The following is a 15,556-nucleotide window of genomic DNA, read 5'->3' as shown; positions in this document are numbered from 1 at the left end:
CGTATGACGCCGATCACCGAGGTGGAGGGGCGACGGGTCTCGCTCAGCAATCTCGACAAGGTCCTGTATCCGGCCACCGGGACGACCAAGGGCGAGGTGCTGCACTACTACGCGGCCACCGCGGGTGGCGTGATCCTGCCCCATCTGCGCGATCGCCCCGTGTCCTTCCTGCGCTACCCGGACGGGCCGGACGGCCAGGTCTTCTTCACCAAGAATCCGCCGCCCGGTACGCCCGCCTGGGTGGGGACCACCCCCGTTCCGCGCACCGAGGACCCGGGTGCCCGGCAGGTGGTCGTGCGGGATCTGGCTTCCCTGATGTGGGCGGCCAACCTGGTGGTGGAGTTCCACACCCCGCAGTGGCGTGAGGACGCGCCGGAGATCGCCGACCGGATGGTCTTCGACCTGGACCCCGGCTCCCCGGCGACCGTCGTGGAGTGCTGCACGGTGGCGCTCTGGCTGCGGGAGCGCCTCGCGGCCGACGGGCTGACCGCGTACGGGAAGACGTCCGGGTCCAAGGGGCTGCATCTGCTGGTCCCGCTGGAGCCGACCCCGTCCGGCGAGGTGTCCGCGTACGCGAAGCGGCTCGCCGTGGAGGCGGAGACGGCCCTGCCGGGGCTGGCCCTGCACCGGATGAAGCGCGCCCTGCGGCCGGGCAAGGTCTTCGTCGACTTCAGCCAGAACGCGGCGGCCAAGACGACGGCCACGCCCTACACCCTGCGCGCCCGCCCCGAACCCACCGTGTCGGCGCCGGTGACCTGGGACGAGATCGCGGAGTGCCGGGAGGTGGACGCCCTGGTGTTCCGGGCCGGGGACATGGCCGCCCGGCTGGACCGCCACGGCGATCTGCTCGCGCCCTTGAACGACCCGGAACAAGCGCGTCCCCTGCCCGCGTGACACACCCCGGTCCACAGGAATCCACAGCCGAATCGTCTTGACCGGGTCATGACCTGGTTACGGCCCGAGGAAAGGCCACATGTGGCGGGTGGATTGTCGGACCCGTGGTGCACACTCTGCGCAGGCGCTTTCTCCAGGGCGCGCCGGGAGGGGTGTGACGGACAGGGCGCGCCACGGGGCGCGCCGGTCCGGGCGCTGTCGTGATCGTGGGGAGGGGATGGCGTGTTCTCGGGGATCGACGAGGTCGACTGGGCCTCGATGGAGCATGCCTACGGGCCTGCCGACGATGTGCCGGAGCTCCTGCGGGGGCTCGCGTCCGAGGATCCGGCGGAGCGCGAGGCCGCGCTCGACGGTATGTACGGCGCGGTGCACCACCAGGGCGACGTGTACGCGTGCACGCTCGCCTGCATCCCGTTCCTGTTCGAGCTGGCCGTGGACCCGGAGGTGCAGGACCGCGGCAGCGTGGTCGAACTGCTCACCAGCATCGGCGGCTTCGACCTCGACGAGGACGACGAGGCGGAGTTCGACGAGGACGAGATCGAGGGCGCCGCGAACTACGCGATGGCGGCGGCGGCGGTCACCGCGGGCGCCGGGGTGTTCTTCGAGCTGATCGCCGACGAGGACCCCGGGGTGCGGCTCGCGGCCCCGCTGGCGCTCGCCACGCTGCACCGGCACCCCGTGCGGGTGCTCGCGCTGCTGCGGGAGCGGCTCCCGGTGGAGCCCGACGAGGAGGTGCGGCTCGCTCTCGTGGAGGCGGCCGGGCGGGTCGCGCTGCGCCACCGGCCGCTGGCGGGGCGGGTCGCCCAGTGGCTGGGCCGGTTGGCGTCGCGGGCGCACTCCCCGGGGCTGCGGCTCGCGGCCCTGGCCCAGCTGGCGCGCTGTTCGCCGGACGGGCTGCCCGGCGATGTGGTGCCGGTGGTCTCGGGGCTGCTGCGCGAGATGCGTTCCCCGCCGGAGGGGGACACTGCGCAGGGGGACGGGACGGAGGCGGGCGGGACGGATCCCGACCGGGACCCGGACGCGGAGCCGGTGGACCCGGACGCCGAGCCGGTGGACGCGGAACCGGTGGCCGCCGCGGAGGCCTCTCGGGGCGAGCAGGTCGTGACGCCGACGCTCGTGGGGCAGTTGCGGTCGCTGTCCGCGCAGGAGAGCGCCGGGCGCGGTGCCCCCTGGGCCGCGGATCTGCTGCGCACCCTGCACGTCGGCCTCGACGACCGGGTGGGCGACCGCACGGCGCTGCTCGCCGACCAGTTGCGCAGCCCCGACCGTCGGCAGCGCATCGACGCCGTGCGGATGAGCGGCGGGCTGATACGGGCCTGGCGCGGCCCCTACGAGGAGCTGGTGGCGCTCGTCGGCGATCAGCTGTCCGACCCCGAGCCCCGGCTGGCGGAGGCCGCGTCCCATGTGCTGGAGGAGTTGTTCGGCCTCGCCGCGCCCGCCGCGGACGCCCTGGCCGCCCGGCTGGCCGACCGCCCCGGGGACTGGGTGAAGTCCTGGGCCAGCGGCCCGCCCGGCCTCGGCTCCACCGTGAAGGCCCTGGCGCGCCTCGGCGACGCCCGGGTGGTGCCCGCGCTCGCGGCGGCGTTGGAGCTGCCGCAGGTGGCGCACGACGTGGGGTTCGCGGTGGGCCATCTGGGGGCGGCGGCCCAGCCGCTCGCCGGGGCGCTGCGGAGCAGGCTCGCGGAGATGGAGCTGGACGAGGGGGCCTACGACCGGGCGAGCCCGCTGCTGGCCGGGCTGACCGGGCTGCGGGCGGGCGAGGCGACGCCCGAGGTGCTGCGGGTGCTGCGCGGGGCGCCGCAGTACCGGGGCGAGTGGCTGCGTACGGCGGCGCTGCGGGCGCTGGGTTCGTTCGGGCCGGCGGCGCGGGAGGCCGTCCCCGAGCTGCGGGCGCTGATCAGCCGACCCGGGACGGCCTCCGCGACGGAGGCGGCCGAGGCGTTGTGGGCGATCTCCGGCGACGCCGAGGCGGTGCTGCCGGCACTGATCGAGGGCCTCCAGTCGCCCCAGGTCCACGAGCGGCGGGCGGCGGCGGTGGCGCTGGGGTCCCTCGGGCCGCGCGCCGCGGTGGTCGCGCCCCGGCTGCGCGGGCTGCTGGCGCACGAGGAGCTGTGGCTGCGGGTCGACGCGGCGATCGCCCTGTGGGAGGTGTCGGGCCGGTCGCAGGAGACCGTCGAGGCGCTGCTCGCCGGCTGGGAGCGGAGCCGCCATGTGCGGGTCCGGGTGGCAGAATGCGTAGCACGGATGGGGCCGGTCCCGGAGGGGTCGGCCGCAGCACACGTCCTGCGGAGCGAACTCGCCTCCGTACGCCGTCACAACGCGATGGACGGCGGGTACGGCAGTCATGACATCCACGAGGACGAGAAGCTCCTGGCGCTGTGCCGACAGGCACTCCGGGGGACGGGGAAAGGAACCACGGCATGATCATTTTCGGCACCAAGGGCTACCTCCACCAGCTGGCCATCCTGACGATGGTGTGCGGCTGGTGCGGCAATCCGGCGGCGCACACGCTGCGCAAGCGGGTCACGAAGTTCACGCTGTTCTTCGTGCCGCTGTTCCCGTTCTCGACGAAGTACGCCACGCAGTGCACGTTCTGCGGCGGGAGCGGCAGATATCCAAGGAGGAGGCGGACCAGCTACTCGCCCAGGCCGCGGCCGGGCAGGACGGCAACGCCCACGGCCAGGCCCCGCAGCAGCCGGGTTTCACACCTCCCGGGCAGAACCCGTACCAGCGCTGAACCCGTACCAGCGCTGAGCCGCACCGGAGAACCGAAAGCGGTACGGACACTGGTCCCGTACCGACGCTGAGCCCGCGGCCCTCCTGACCGCTCCGGCCCCGTGGCCCCAGGCCCGCGGGGCCGCGTACGTTGCACAGGGGTACGAAGTCGACATTGCGCACGGTCGTCCGATTAGGGTGTGAGACCGCTGTGTCGTCCGTCGTCGTAGAGGAGGCGAGCCTTGCGCCCGCACCGCGTCCCGGCGGCGACCCGTACCGCCGCGTTCGCCCTCGCCGCGCTCACCCTGCTGTCCGGCTGTGGCGCGGCCGGCGGGCTGGAGAGCGCGGGGGACGCGCCGTCGGCCGTGGAGCCCAGGAGCCTCTGGCCGGAGCTGCCGCCCGCCTCCGCCGCCCCGTACGACTACGGCGAGGGCGAGACCGCGCGCATCCCGGGGATCCGGGTGACCGGTGGCGATGTGCGGCGGCTGGACCCGGTGGCCGTGGCACAGGCCGGGCTGAAGGCGAAGACGGACCGGGGCAGCGGTCTGGACGAGCTGCCGGACGGGACGGTCCGCCGCATCGAGGCGTGCCGGACGGTCCCGGACGACTGCCCGGTGCTCCCGCCCTACTACCGCGACCTGACCGGTGACGACAGGGACGAGCTGGTGCTCGGCATCCGGATGCCCGACCGGCAGCTCGCCGTGCGCGTCTACATGCCGGACGAGGGGCGGCTGACCCGGATCATGTCCACCTACGACGCCGTCATCAGCGTGGAGCTGGCGGGCCGGGACCTGATCATGCGGGCCCCCTCGGTGATCCCGGGGTACGAATACCGCACCGCGTGGTCCTGGGACGACCGACAGCGCGCGATGCTGCCCACCCGGGACGAGATCCTGCGTACGCCCGAGCACCGGAAGGCCCCGAAGCCCGCCCCGGAATCCTCTGCGGGGACGCGATGAGGCGGCGCGGGTTCCGCTCGCCCTCCTGGACCGCGAGCCTCACCTGGAAGTCCGCGGTCTTCCTGACCGTCATGTGCTGCACCCTGGCGGCGCTCCTCGGCTTCCTGGTGCACACGGCGGTGACCCGGCAGACGGTCGAGCAGGCCCGGGAGAAGACGCTGAGCCGGCTGGAGGTGGTCACCGACGCGTACGAGGCCGGGGAGCCGCTGCCCCCGAGGTCCGGCGTCGACCCGCCGGGCCTGCCCGCCTCGCTGCGCGCCCTGGCCGCGGACGGCGAGCGGGGCACCGTCGTCGCGGACGGACCGCGCCGGCCGGGCGACCCGGACGGGCGGAGCCGCCCCGCCATGTGGGCGGCGGGCCCGGCGGACGGGCGGGCGCTCGCCACCTGGACGGACTACGGCCACAGCGCCCGCACCATCGGGGGTCTCGACCGGGCGATCATCGGCTCCTCGCTGCTGGCCATCGCCGCGACCCTGCTCGTCGGCCTGTTCGCCGTCGGCCGGGTGACCCGCAGACTCCACCAGAGCGCCCGGGTGGCCCGCCGGATCAGCGCCGGCGATCTCGACGCGCGGGTGCGCGACCCCCGGACCGCGCGCCCGGTCCGCGCCCAGGACGAGGTGGCGATCGTGGCGGGCGCGCTCGACACCATGGCCTCGACCCTCCAGCGCAAGCTCCAGACCGAGCAGCGGTTCACCGCCGACGTGGCACACGAGCTGCGCACCCCCCTGACCGGTCTGTCGGCCGCCGCCGAACTGCTGCCGCCGGGCCGCCCGGCGGAACTGGTGCGCGACCGGGTGCGGGCGATGCGGGCGCTGACGGAGGACCTGTTGGAGATCTCCCGGCTCGACGCCCGCACCGAGGAGGTCGACCTCGCCGTGCACGAACTCGCACCCCTGGCGGAGCGGGTCGTCCGGGCGTCGGGCACCGACACCGAGGTGCGGGTGACGGGCGCGGCCCGGGTGGAGACGGACCGGCGGCGCCTGGAGCGGGTCATCGGCAATCTGGTGGCCAACGCCCATCGGCACGGGCGGCCCCCGGTGGTGCTGAGCGTGGACGGCGCGGTGGTCTCCGTGACCGACCACGGCCCGGGGTTCCCGGCGTATCTGCTGGAGGGCGGGCCGCAGCGGTTCCGCACGGACGGCGGGGGCAAGGGGCACGGTCTGGGGCTGACCATCGCCCTCGGCCAGGCCGAGGTCATCGGCGCCCGGCTGGACTTCGGCAACCCGCCGGACGGCGGGGCGCTCGTCCGGGTGACCCTGCCGGAGTACGTGCGCCTCGACGACGGCGACGCCGACGGGAATCCCGGTGACGGCGGGGGCCCGGGCACCAGGGACGACCCGGACGGCTCAACGCGTAGGGGCCTTCACGCACCGTGACGCGTTGCGGGCCGTGGGTGGCGAATTTAGCGTGACGAGCACGAGCCCAGCTCGTGTCCCCCACGGCCCCTTCCTCATCGCATGGAGGCAGCATGTCCCCCCTGTCCCGCCCCTCGCGGCTCCGCCGGCTCGGCCTCTGCGTCGCCACCGGCACGCTCGCGGCGCTCACCGCAGCCGCTCCCGCCGCACTGGCGGCCGACCCCCAGCCCGTCGGACAGCGCGCGGAGGCCGCCGCTCCGGACCCGACGTCCGACGAGCTCTCCGCCTCGGCGCTGCAGCGCGAGCACGAGGCGCAGCAGAAGCAGGCCCGCGAGGAGGCGCGGAAGCAGGGGCAGGCGAAGCCCCAGGCGCCGAAGCGCACCTACAAGGGACGCGTCATCGCCAAGCCGTACCTGCTGCTCCGCGACAAGCCGACCCGCAGCAGCCGCGTCGTCGGCTCGGTCGAGTACGGCGAGATCGTCAACATCTTCTGCAAGACCAAGGGCGACGACGTCGACAACAACAACCGCTGGTACCTGCTGACCGACGGCACCTGGGCCTGGGGTTCGGCCCGCTACATCGAGAACATCGGCACCGCGCCGAAGTGGTGCTGACCTCGCGTCACCCATACATCCGCCCGCCCGTGGAGCCCGGCCGTGTCGCCGTCGGCTCCCCGGGCGGGCGCATGTCCGGTGGGCGCGTGTCCGGTGGGCGCCGGCCGCGTGTGCGAGAGGCACTGGCAGAGGCAAAGGTGTGACATAAGGGAAATATCGCGTGCCTCTTGCTACGTTGCGGGGCATGACCGCAACGACGGCGGACGCTCCCCCGCCCGAGCTACGCCTGCCCAAGCGGCGCGGGGTGGAGCTCACCCTCCTCGTCGGGGGCGTCCTGATCTCCGTCCTCGGCTATGCGGCGGTCGGCCTCGCCCACGACGGCACCGTGCCTCCCGACGTCGCCGGGTACGGCGCCGGGCTCGGCACGCTCGCGCTGCTCGCCCATGTCGCGGTCCGTTTCCGGGCCCCGTACGCCGATCCGCTGCTGCTGCCGATCGCCGTCCTGCTCAACGGGCTCGGCCTGGTGCTGATCTACCGGCTCGACCTGGAGACCCCGAGGGACCAGGCCGCGCCCACCCAGCTCGTCTGGTCCACGCTCGGCGTCGCGCTGTTCGCGGCCGTGGTCGTGCTGCTGCGCGACCACCGCGTGCTCCAGAGGTACGCGTATCTCTCGGTGGCCTCGGCGCTCGTCCTGTTGATCGTGCCGATCTTCTTCCCGGCGGTGAACGGGGCGAAGATCTGGATCCGGATCGGCGGTCTCTCCTTCCAGCCCGGCGAGTTCGCCAAGATCCTGCTCGCGGTGTTCTTCGCCGCCTATCTGGCCGCCAACCGCAACGCGCTCGCGTACACCGGCCGCACCTTCTGGAAGCTGCAACTGCCCTCCGGCCGGGTGCTCGGGCCGATCGTGGCGATCTGGCTGCTGAGCGTCGGGGTGCTGGTGCTGGAGCGGGATCTGGGCACCTCGCTGCTGTTCTTCGGGCTCTTCGTCATCATGCTGTACGTGGCGACCGGCCGGACCGGCTGGATCGCGGTCGGTCTGCTCCTGGCCGCCGTCGGCGCCTTCGTCGTCGGCTCGTTCGAACCGCACGTCCACAGCCGGGTGCAGGACTGGCTGGACCCCTTCGCCTCGATCGACGCGGGACAGGGGCCGGGCCAGCTCGCCCAGTCGCTGTTCGCCTTCGCCGCGGGCGGGATGCTCGGGACCGGGCTCGGCGCGGGCCACTCCATCCTGATCGGCTTCGCCGCCAAGTCCGACTTCATCCTGGCGACCGCGGGCGAGGAGCTGGGCCTGAGCGGGCTGACCGCGATCTTCCTCCTCTACGCGCTGCTCGTGGCGCGCGGCTACCGGGCCGGGCTCGCCCTGCGCGACCCCTTCGGGCGGCTGCTCGCCATCGGCCTGGCGTCGATCCTGGCGCTCCAGGTGTTCGTGATCGCGGGCGGGGTGATGGGGCTGATCCCGCTGACCGGGATGGCGATGCCGTTCCTCGCGCAGGGCGGCTCGTCGGTCGTCACCAACTGGATCATCGTGGCGCTGCTGATCCGGGTCAGCGACGTCTCGCGCAGACCCCACCCCGAACAGGCCGAGACCGGGGTCATCGCCGCGGCCGTGGAGGAGGACCGGTGATCCGCTACATCCGGCGGGCCGCCGCCTTCTGTCTGCTGCTGCTGGTGGCGCTGCTCGTCAACGCGGCCCGGATCCAGGTCTTCGAGGCCGACGAGCTGGACGACAACCCGGCCAACCGCCGTAACACCATCGCCCGTTACGACCAGCCGCGCGGCAACATCCTGGTCGGCGACCGGCCGGTGACCGGCAGCAAGGAGACCGGCGAACAGCTCAGCTTCGAGCGCACCTATCTGCACGGCCCGCTGTACGCCCCGGTGACCGGATACGCCTCGCAGACGTACGGCACGACGCTCATCGAGAACGCCGAGGACTCCGTCCTGTCCGGTACGGACTCCCTGCTGGCGCCGCTGCCCTTCTGGAACGAGTTCACGCGGGGCCGGCAGCCGGGCGGCGATGTCGTCACCACGATCAGGGCGTCGATGCAGCAGGCCGCGTACGACGGGCTGGGCGGGCGGCGGGGGGCGGTCGCGGCCCTGGATCCGTCGACGGGCGCGATCCTGGCGCTGGTCTCGACCCCGTCGTACGACCCCGAGCGGCTGTCGGGGACCGGTTCGGCGGTGACCGACGCGTGGGCCCGGCTGAACGCGGCCGAGAGTCTGCCGATGCTCAACAGGGCCATCCGGCAGACCTATCCGCCGGGCTCCACCTTCAAGATCGTGACGGCGGCAGCGGCCCTGGACGCCCGGGCGGTGACGGACGCCGACGCGCCCACGGACACCCCGTCGCCGTACGTCCTGCCCGGCACGAGCACGACCCTGCCGAACGAGGCGAGGGGCTGCGACCGGGCGTCCCTGGCGGACGCGATCCGGGTCTCCTGCAACACCGTGATGGCCCATCTCGGGGTGGAGGTCGGGCTGGAGGGGATGGCGGAGGCGGCGGAGAGGTTCGGCTTCAACGACAGCGGGCTGCGGATCCCGTCCGGGGTGGCGAGGAGCAACTTCGACACGGACATGAGCGACGACCAGCTCGCGCTCTCGTCGATCGGGCAGTTCAACACGACGGCGACCCCGCTCCAGATGGCGATGGTCGCGTCGGCGGTGGCCAACGGCGGGGATCTGCGCCGCCCGCATCTGGTGGAACGGATCACCACGAGCGACGGGGACACGGTCCGGCAGGAGCGGTCGGAGCCGTACGAGCGGCCGATGAGCCCGTCGACGGCCGTGCAGCTCCAGCGGATGATGGTCGACGTGGTGGAGAACGGCACCGGGGCGAACGCGGCGATCGACGGGGTGAAGGTCGGCGGCAAGACCGGTACCGCCCAGCACGGCGTCGACAACTCCGGGCTGCCGTACGCCTGGTTCATCTCCTGGGCCCAGGCCCCCGACTCCGGCCGACCGGCCGTCGCGGTGGCGGTGGTCGTGGAGGACGCCGCCGCCGACCGGGCCGACATCAGCGGCGGCGGCAGCGCGGCCCCGATCGCCCGGGCCGTGATGGAGGCGGCGTTGGAGGAGTAGCCGGGACGCGCGCAGCGGCACAGCGGCAGACTGGTCCGATGACACGGACGACCTCCGCGGTGGCGCGGGCCCTGGAGCGGATCGGCCGGCTGGACCCGGTCCTGCACGCATTCATCGAGGTCTGGCCGGACGAGGCGCTCGCCCGGGAGCGGGAGGCCCTGGCGCACCGACTCCCGCTGGGCGGGCTGCCGTTCGCGGTGAAGGGTCCCGCCGGGATCCGGTCCTTCGCGGCCCGTCGGCTGATCGCGGCGGGCGGCTCCCCGGTCGGTGCGACCTCGGTGCCCGGGCCCGGCACCCACTGGCAGACCTGGGGCCTGGGCGCGCACGGCCGCACGGTCAACCCGTGGCGGGCGGACCGCACCCCGGGCGGCTCATCGGCCGGGTCGGCGGTCGCGGTGGCGACGGGGATGGCGGAGCTGGCGACGGGCAGCGACGGGGCCGGGTCGGTCCGCATCCCGGCCGCCTGGTGCGGGGTCTTCGGGCTGAAGACGACGAACGGGCTGCTCCCCTCCCCCGACCGGACGGGGCTGGCCTCGGCCGGGGTGCTGGCCCGGTCGGCGGCCGCGGCGGAGCCGTATCTGCGCCAGGTGCTGGACGGATACGAACCGGTCGCCGCCCCCGCCCTGCCGCTGCCCGCCGTGTACAGCGAGGACCTCGGGTACGCGGAGGTGGACCCGGAGGTGGCGGCCGTCGTCCGGGCGGCGGTGGACCGGCTCGTCGCGGCGGGGACCGTACGCCTGCTGGACGCCGACTGCGCCCTGCTCGACCCTGTGCGGGCCTGGACGGCGGTACGGGGCGGGGCACCCGGGGACCCGGAGGCAGTGGCGGTCCGGCGGGCGAACGACGACCGGCTCGATGACCTCCTCGCCGCCGCGCCCCTGTTGCTGACCCCGGTCACGCCGAACCGGCCGCACGGACACGAGGGCCCGGGCGACCTCTACTCCACCGCCCTGACCTGGGCGTTCAACCTCAGCGGGCATCCGGCGGCCAGCCTGCCCGCCGGGTTCACCGGGGACGGCTGCCCGGTGGGGCTCCAACTGGTGGCGGCGCGCGGGGCGGACATCTCGCTGCTCGGAATGGCCCGCGCGGCGGAGAACGCCTTGCCTACCGTGACGCCATGACCTCTATCGAGACCGATCTCGGCGGCGCACCACACGAGTTGGCTCAGGTGAATATCTCACGCCTCAGATTCCCGCTGGATTCACCGCAGTTGAAGGACTTCGTCGAGGGCCTGGACCCGGTGAACGCGGTCGCCGACGGAGCCGACGGGTTCGTCTGGCGTCTGCGCTCCGCATCCGGGAACGCCACGGACGTCCCGGTCTTCGGGGACGACTGGATGATCGTGAACATGTCGGTGTGGCGGGACGTCGAAGCGCTCACCGACTTCATGTTCGCCGGACGGCACCGGGAGCTGATGAGCCGGCGCCGCGAGTGGTTCGAGCAGATCCGGGAGGCGATGACCGCCCTGTGGTGGGTGCCGACCGGGGAACGCCCGACGGTGGCGGACGCCGAGGAGCGGCTGCTGCACCTACGCGAACACGGCCCTACCGAGCGGGCGTTCACCCTGCGCGCCCGCTTCCCTGCGCCGGCCGGAGTGCACTGACCGGCGACAGGGCGGGCGGCCGGGGGAGCCGCGGCCCGCACACCTGGACCGCGACGGGTCAGCCGATCGGCCGGCGGATCTCCTCGCGGATCTCGGCGGTCTCGGCCGCCGCCGCCTCCAGGTCGATCGCCTCGGGGTCCTTGAGGGCCGTCTCGGGACGGATGATCCCCACGGACGCCCCGGTGTTGTCGTCGCCCCAGGCGCACATCGGTATGTTCGCCCTGACGCCGTTCTGGTTCGACTGGAGCACCTGGCACTTCAGCGTGATGTCGTGGCCGGCGGGGGTGAACTCCTTCGGGGGGACGGCGACGGTCGCGCCCTTGCCTTCGGCCCCGCCCTTCATCATCTTGTCGGGCATGGCCTCCGGCTCCGTGAACCGCCCGTACATCCCGGAGATCACCAGGGCTCCGCCCTTGGCCGAGCTGTACTGACCGACGACGGCCTTCGCGTCCCGGACGGTGGGGTCGTACATGTCCTCGATCTGCTTGCCCTGGCTCGACGACAGGTCCTGGGCCAGGGTGAACTCGCCGTCCACCAACTCCTGCTGGAGGACGAGCTCGTACTCCGCCGCCGGGAACGCCGCGTCGGTGGCCTTCCCGAACAACTGGGAGACGCCGTAGGTGATTCCGCCCGCCGCCAGGACCGCGCCGGCCACGATCCCGACGATCAGTACGCCCCTCTTCTTCCGCGGCGGCTGCGGCCCTTGGGGCGGCCACCCGGCAGCGCCGGGACCGCCCCCGCCGGGTATGCCGGGCTGCTGCCCCCAGCCGGGCCGGCCCCAGCCGTCCTGCTGGGGCGGGGCCGGGGGCTGCTGCGGGTAGCCGTAGGGCGGTTGCTGCGGCACGGGCCCGGGCGCGGCCGACGGCGACCCGTAGGGGTTCTGGCCGTAGGGGTTCTGCGGGGGCGGCGGCCCGTACGGGCCCTGCGGCGGGTGCGGCGGGGTGGTCATGCGCTCACCGTACGACACCTTTGCGAACGGAATTTCGATGCGTCCGGTATCGGTATTCGGTCGAGAGCGGCGGCCCGGAGCGGCCGGCCCCCTCCCGCCCCTCGGGGCCGCCGCCTCACCCCAACGGCTCGCGCCTGCGCAGCCAGTCCTCCGGCGCCCCGGCCGTCCCCGTCGCCGCCCCGACCACGCCCCCGGTGATCGCGCACGTGGTGTCGACGTCGCCGAGGCCCTCCGCGGTCGCCCAGAGCGCCGCCTCCAGGTCGTCCCCGTGGCGGGTGGCGGTCCACAGCGCGAAGGGCACGGTGTCGTCGGCCCGGATGCGCTGTCCGTTGCCGAGGAGGTCCGCGGCCTTCCACGGTTCCGTGGTGAGGGGCGTCCGCGCGGCTCGCCGCACTCCGTCGCGTACCGGCCCTTCGGGCGTGCGTTCCGCCACCGCGTCCAGCGTCAGTTCGCCGCGTGCCGAGAGCGCCGCCGCCACCGCGACGGCCACCGCGCCCGCGATGCCGTCCGGGTGGGCGTGGGTGACCTCCGCCGACAGCGCGGCCTGGGCCGCGACATGGTCCAGGTCCTCGTGGAACCGGGCCCCGAGCGGCGCGACCCGCATGGCCGCGCCGTTGCCGAGGCTGCCGCCGTCGAAGAGTCCGGGGGCCAGGGTGCGCCAGTCGGCCGGGGCCTGAAGCAGTCGGGGCAGCAGGAGGTGCATGCCGTGGCCGTAGCCGCGGGCCTGGTCGGCGTCGAAGGCCAGGGCGTAGCAGAGGGCCAGGTGGTCCTGGTCGACGTGGCCGTGCTCGTCGAGGGAGCGGTTCAGGGCGAGTGCCAGGGCCGTGTCGTCGGTCCAGTGCCAGCGGGGCTCCGGCGGGGTGCGGCGGGCCCGGATCTCGTTCGCGGCCTGCCGGGGCTCGCGGAAGAGCGGGAACCAGCGCTCCCCGAACGCGTCGCCGAGCGCGAGTGATTCGAGGCTGCGCCGGGCGGCGGCGCGACCGGCGGCGGTGGCTGCGGGCGGGTTCGTCGTCATGCCCGCATCGTGACGGCCGGGGCCCGGTGGCGTACATCCCTTATCGGCCTCCGCGCCCCCGGTGGCGTACATCCCTTATCGGCCCCCGAGCCCCCGGGGGCTCCGTACCGCACCGCCGCGCGCCCCCTCAGGCGGCGTCGGCCGCGCCCTCCTCGATCGCCTCCGCGACCTCCGCCACCCGGGCGTCCTCCTCGACGGCGAAGCGTTCGCGGTCCAGTTCCTCGGCTATCTCCTCGTCCATCGACATCAGCAGGTCGAGGTTGGAGTCGCCGAGTTCGAGGACGCCCATGTCGACGTACGCCTTCTGGAGTCGCGGGCCCCACAGGCCGATGTCCTTGACGCACGGGACGATCCGGCTGAACAGGAGCTTGCGGAAGAGCTGGAGGAACTCGGAGTGCTCCGAGAGGTCCGTCGCCTCCTGCTTGCCGATGCCGAAGTTCTCCAGGACCTCGACGCCGCTGAGCCGGTCGCGCATCAGGTAGCAGCCCTCGATGACGAACTCCTCGCGTTCGCGGAGTTCGGCGTCGCTCAGCTGCTGGTAGTAGTCGCGCAGCGCCATCCGCCCGAAGGCGACGTGCCGGGCCTCGTCCTGCATCACGTACGCCAGGAGCTGCTTGGGCAGCGGCTTGGTCGTGGTGTCGCGGATCATCCCGAAGGCGGCCAGCGCCAGGCCTTCTATCAGGACCTGCATCCCGAGGTAGGGCATGTCCCAGCGGGAGTCGCGCAGGGTGTCGCCCAGCAGCCCCTGGAGGCTGTCGTTGACCGGGTAGAGCATGCCGACCTTCTCGTGCAGGAAGCGGCCGTAGATCTCGGCGTGCCGGGCCTCGTCCATGGTCTGCGTGGCGGAGTAGAACTTGGCGTCCAGGTCGGGGACGGACTCCACGATGCGCGCCGCGCACACCATCGCGCCCTGCTCGCCGTGCAGGAACTGGCTGAACTGCCAGGAGGTGTAGTGCTTGCGCAGCTCGCCCCGGTCCCTTTCCGTCATCTTCGCCCAGTGCGGGGTGCCGTACAGCGTGAGCGCCTCGTCGGGGGTGCCGAGCGGGTCGGTGGGGTCGACCTCCAGCGACCAGTCGATGCGCTTGTCGCCGTCCCACTGCTTGTCCTTGCCCTTCTGGTAGAGGGCAAGGAGGCGTTCGCGGCCGTCGTCGTAGTCCCAGCTGAACCGGGCGGCGCCGGTGGCGGGGACCTGCCAGGTCGGTTCGGCGGGCGGGGTGGTGTAGAGGTCATGGGTGGACACGGACGGCTCCTTCGCCTCGACTGACTCGACCTGATGGACAAGTTCCGTGACACCGACGGCAGTTGAGCGCGCGCGAGCAGATGCGCAGGCCGCCTCCCTGGCAGGTTCACACGTTGGTAGACGGCGGGTCAACAAGTCGTACGGAGTCGCGTCCAAGGGATTGACGGCCTTGCTGACAGACAGTCTCATAAGAGGTGACCGCCGGTAACGCCCGTTCCCGGCAACCCCCGTGTGAGGTGCTCCCGCCATGACACCCGTCACCGCTCGCGATGCCACCGCGCTCCGCGACGCACTCGGCCCGCTCCGCGACCGCGAGCAGGTCGCCCTGCGGCTGCTCGAATCCTCGGCCAAGCACTCCTTCGACCCCGACACCGAACTCGACTGGGACGCGGCCGTCGAGGAGGGCAAGTGGTTCTGGCCGCCGGAGCTGCTCTCGCTGTACGGGACCCCGCTGTGGGACCGGATGTCCGAGGAACAACGCCTGGACCTCTCCCGGCACGAGGGCGCCGCGCTCGCCTCGCTCGGCATCTGGTTCGAGATCATCCTGATGCAGCTTCTGGTCCGGCACGTCTACGACAAGCCGGTGACCAGCAACCACGTCCGCTACGCGCTCACGGAGATAGCCGACGAGTGCCGGCACTCGATGATGTTCGGCCGCATGATCGACTGGGGCGGCGCCCCGACGTATGCGGTGCCGCGCGTTTACCACAACCTGGCACGGGTCCTGAAGACCGTCTCCACCACCCCCGGTTCGTTCGCCGCGACCCTGCTCGGCGAGGAGATCCTCGACTGGATGCAGCGCCTGACCTTCCCGGACGACCGTGTGCAGACCCTGGTGCGCGGTGTGACCCGGATCCATGTGATCGAGGAGGCCCGGCACGTCCGGTACGCCCGCGAGGAGCTGCGCCGCCAGATGGTGACCGCCCCGCGCTGGGAGCGGGAACTCACCAAGGTCAGCTGCGGCGAGGCGGCCCGGGTCTTCTCCATCTGCTTCGTGAACCCGCAGGTGTACGAGAACGTCGGCCTGGACCGCCGTGAGGCCGTCGCGCAGGTGAGGGCCAGCGGCCACCGCGCGGAGGTGATGCAGTCCGGCGCGAAGCGGCTCACCGACTTCTTCGACGACATCGGGCTGTTGAACGGCGTCGGCCGGCGGCTGTGGCGCGGCTCCGGGCTGCTGGCCTGAAAGCCGTGCCG

13 protein-coding genes and 1 pseudogene are annotated in these 15,556 nt (G+C 73.2%); 11 read left to right on the top strand and 3 right to left on the bottom strand.

Annotated elements, in window-relative coordinates:
- The first annotated feature begins 3 nt into the window (after positions 1-3).
- The 10 genes and pseudogenes from ligD to AC3CH1_RS18895 all read left to right on the top strand — a co-directional run bounded on the left by ligD (position 4) and on the right by AC3CH1_RS18895 (position 11,158).
- The gene (gene ligD, locus AC3CH1_RS18940; RefSeq protein ID WP_488464016.1) at positions 4-894 is read left to right on the top strand and encodes a non-homologous end-joining DNA ligase; all 891 of its coding nucleotides are present in this window, start codon (positions 4-6) and stop codon (positions 892-894) included.
- A 222-nt stretch (positions 895-1,116) separates the two neighbouring features.
- Complete coding sequence (locus AC3CH1_RS18935) at positions 1,117-3,318, top strand: HEAT repeat domain-containing protein (RefSeq protein ID WP_488464015.1); 2,202 nt, start codon at positions 1,117-1,119, stop codon at positions 3,316-3,318.
- Positions 3,315-3,631, top strand: a pseudogene (locus AC3CH1_RS18930) (zinc-ribbon domain-containing protein). The gene AC3CH1_RS18935 and the pseudogene AC3CH1_RS18930 overlap by 4 nt, the downstream one beginning before the upstream one ends.
- Before the next feature lie 220 nt (positions 3,632-3,851).
- Positions 3,852-4,568: a hypothetical protein gene (locus tag AC3CH1_RS18925; protein WP_488464014.1), complete on the top strand. Its 717-nt coding sequence runs from the start codon at positions 3,852-3,854 to the stop codon at positions 4,566-4,568.
- Positions 4,565-5,944 (top strand): ATP-binding protein, encoded by a 1,380-nt coding sequence (locus AC3CH1_RS18920; protein WP_488464013.1) that lies wholly within the window; start codon positions 4,565-4,567, stop codon positions 5,942-5,944. The genes AC3CH1_RS18925 and AC3CH1_RS18920 overlap by 4 nt, the downstream gene beginning before the upstream one ends.
- A gap of 92 nt (positions 5,945-6,036) precedes the next feature.
- On the top strand, positions 6,037-6,537 hold the full coding sequence (locus AC3CH1_RS18915) for an SH3 domain-containing protein (RefSeq protein WP_488464012.1): 501 nt from the start codon (positions 6,037-6,039) through the stop codon (positions 6,535-6,537).
- 184 nt (positions 6,538-6,721) lie between these two features.
- Complete coding sequence (locus AC3CH1_RS18910; protein ID WP_488464011.1) at positions 6,722-8,101, top strand: FtsW/RodA/SpoVE family cell cycle protein; 1,380 nt, start codon at positions 6,722-6,724, stop codon at positions 8,099-8,101.
- A complete protein-coding gene (locus AC3CH1_RS18905) occupies positions 8,098-9,555 on the top strand; it encodes a penicillin-binding transpeptidase domain-containing protein (RefSeq protein ID WP_488464010.1) in 1,458 nt (485 codons plus the stop codon). Before AC3CH1_RS18910 ends, AC3CH1_RS18905 begins: the two co-directional genes overlap by 4 nt.
- A gap of 38 nt (positions 9,556-9,593) precedes the next feature.
- Positions 9,594-10,676, top strand: a complete 1,083-nt coding sequence (locus AC3CH1_RS18900) for an amidase (RefSeq protein ID WP_488464009.1) — start codon at positions 9,594-9,596, stop codon at positions 10,674-10,676.
- The gene (locus AC3CH1_RS18895) at positions 10,673-11,158 is read left to right on the top strand and encodes a DUF3291 domain-containing protein (RefSeq protein WP_488464008.1); all 486 of its coding nucleotides are present in this window, start codon (positions 10,673-10,675) and stop codon (positions 11,156-11,158) included. Before AC3CH1_RS18900 ends, AC3CH1_RS18895 begins: the two co-directional genes overlap by 4 nt.
- Before the next feature lie 58 nt (positions 11,159-11,216).
- Here the strand turns inward: AC3CH1_RS18895 and AC3CH1_RS18890 are convergent, their stop codons facing one another.
- From AC3CH1_RS18890 to AC3CH1_RS18880, 3 genes are all read right to left on the bottom strand, one after another.
- On the bottom strand, positions 11,217-12,107 hold the full coding sequence (locus AC3CH1_RS18890) for a hypothetical protein (RefSeq protein WP_488464007.1): 891 nt from the start codon (positions 12,105-12,107) through the stop codon (positions 11,217-11,219).
- Between the two features lie 115 nt (positions 12,108-12,222).
- Entirely contained in the window at positions 12,223-13,122 is a 900-nt protein-coding gene (locus AC3CH1_RS18885; protein ID WP_488464006.1) for an ADP-ribosylglycohydrolase family protein, read from the bottom strand.
- A gap of 127 nt (positions 13,123-13,249) precedes the next feature.
- Entirely contained in the window at positions 13,250-14,362 is a 1,113-nt protein-coding gene (locus AC3CH1_RS18880; RefSeq protein ID WP_488464005.1) for a ferritin-like domain-containing protein, read from the bottom strand.
- Positions 14,363-14,609: 247 nt separating this feature from the next.
- Here AC3CH1_RS18880 and AC3CH1_RS18875 point away from each other — a divergent pair, with 247 nt between their 5' ends.
- A complete protein-coding gene (locus AC3CH1_RS18875) occupies positions 14,610-15,545 on the top strand; it encodes an AurF N-oxygenase family protein (protein ID WP_488464004.1) in 936 nt (311 codons plus the stop codon).
- Positions 15,546-15,556 lie beyond the last annotated feature (11 nt).

The sequence above is a fragment of the Streptomyces sp. MGP-P1 genome (assembly GCF_057766565.1).
This window is presented reverse-complemented; position numbering and strand designations above follow the sequence as displayed.

What these genes read in the sequence shown, in the direction of transcription:
- ligD (WP_488464016.1), top strand. Translation starts at nt 4, where the DNA reads ATGACGCCGATCACCGAGGTGGAGGGGCGACGGGTCTCGCTCAGCAAT.
- AC3CH1_RS18920 (WP_488464013.1), top strand. Translation starts at nt 4,565, where the DNA reads ATGAGGCGGCGCGGGTTCCGCTCGCCCTCCTGGACCGCGAGCCTCACC.
- AC3CH1_RS18915 (WP_488464012.1), top strand. Translation starts at nt 6,037, where the DNA reads ATGTCCCCCCTGTCCCGCCCCTCGCGGCTCCGCCGGCTCGGCCTCTGC.
- AC3CH1_RS18910 (WP_488464011.1), top strand. Translation starts at nt 6,722, where the DNA reads ATGACCGCAACGACGGCGGACGCTCCCCCGCCCGAGCTACGCCTGCCC.
- AC3CH1_RS18900 (WP_488464009.1), top strand. Translation starts at nt 9,594, where the DNA reads ATGACACGGACGACCTCCGCGGTGGCGCGGGCCCTGGAGCGGATCGGC.
- AC3CH1_RS18895 (WP_488464008.1), top strand. Translation starts at nt 10,673, where the DNA reads ATGACCTCTATCGAGACCGATCTCGGCGGCGCACCACACGAGTTGGCT.
- AC3CH1_RS18890 (WP_488464007.1), bottom strand. Translation starts at nt 12,107, where the DNA reads ATGACCACCCCGCCGCACCCGCCGCAGGGCCCGTACGGGCCGCCGCCC.
- AC3CH1_RS18885 (WP_488464006.1), bottom strand. Translation starts at nt 13,122, where the DNA reads ATGACGACGAACCCGCCCGCAGCCACCGCCGCCGGTCGCGCCGCCGCC.
- AC3CH1_RS18875 (WP_488464004.1), top strand. Translation starts at nt 14,610, where the DNA reads ATGACACCCGTCACCGCTCGCGATGCCACCGCGCTCCGCGACGCACTC.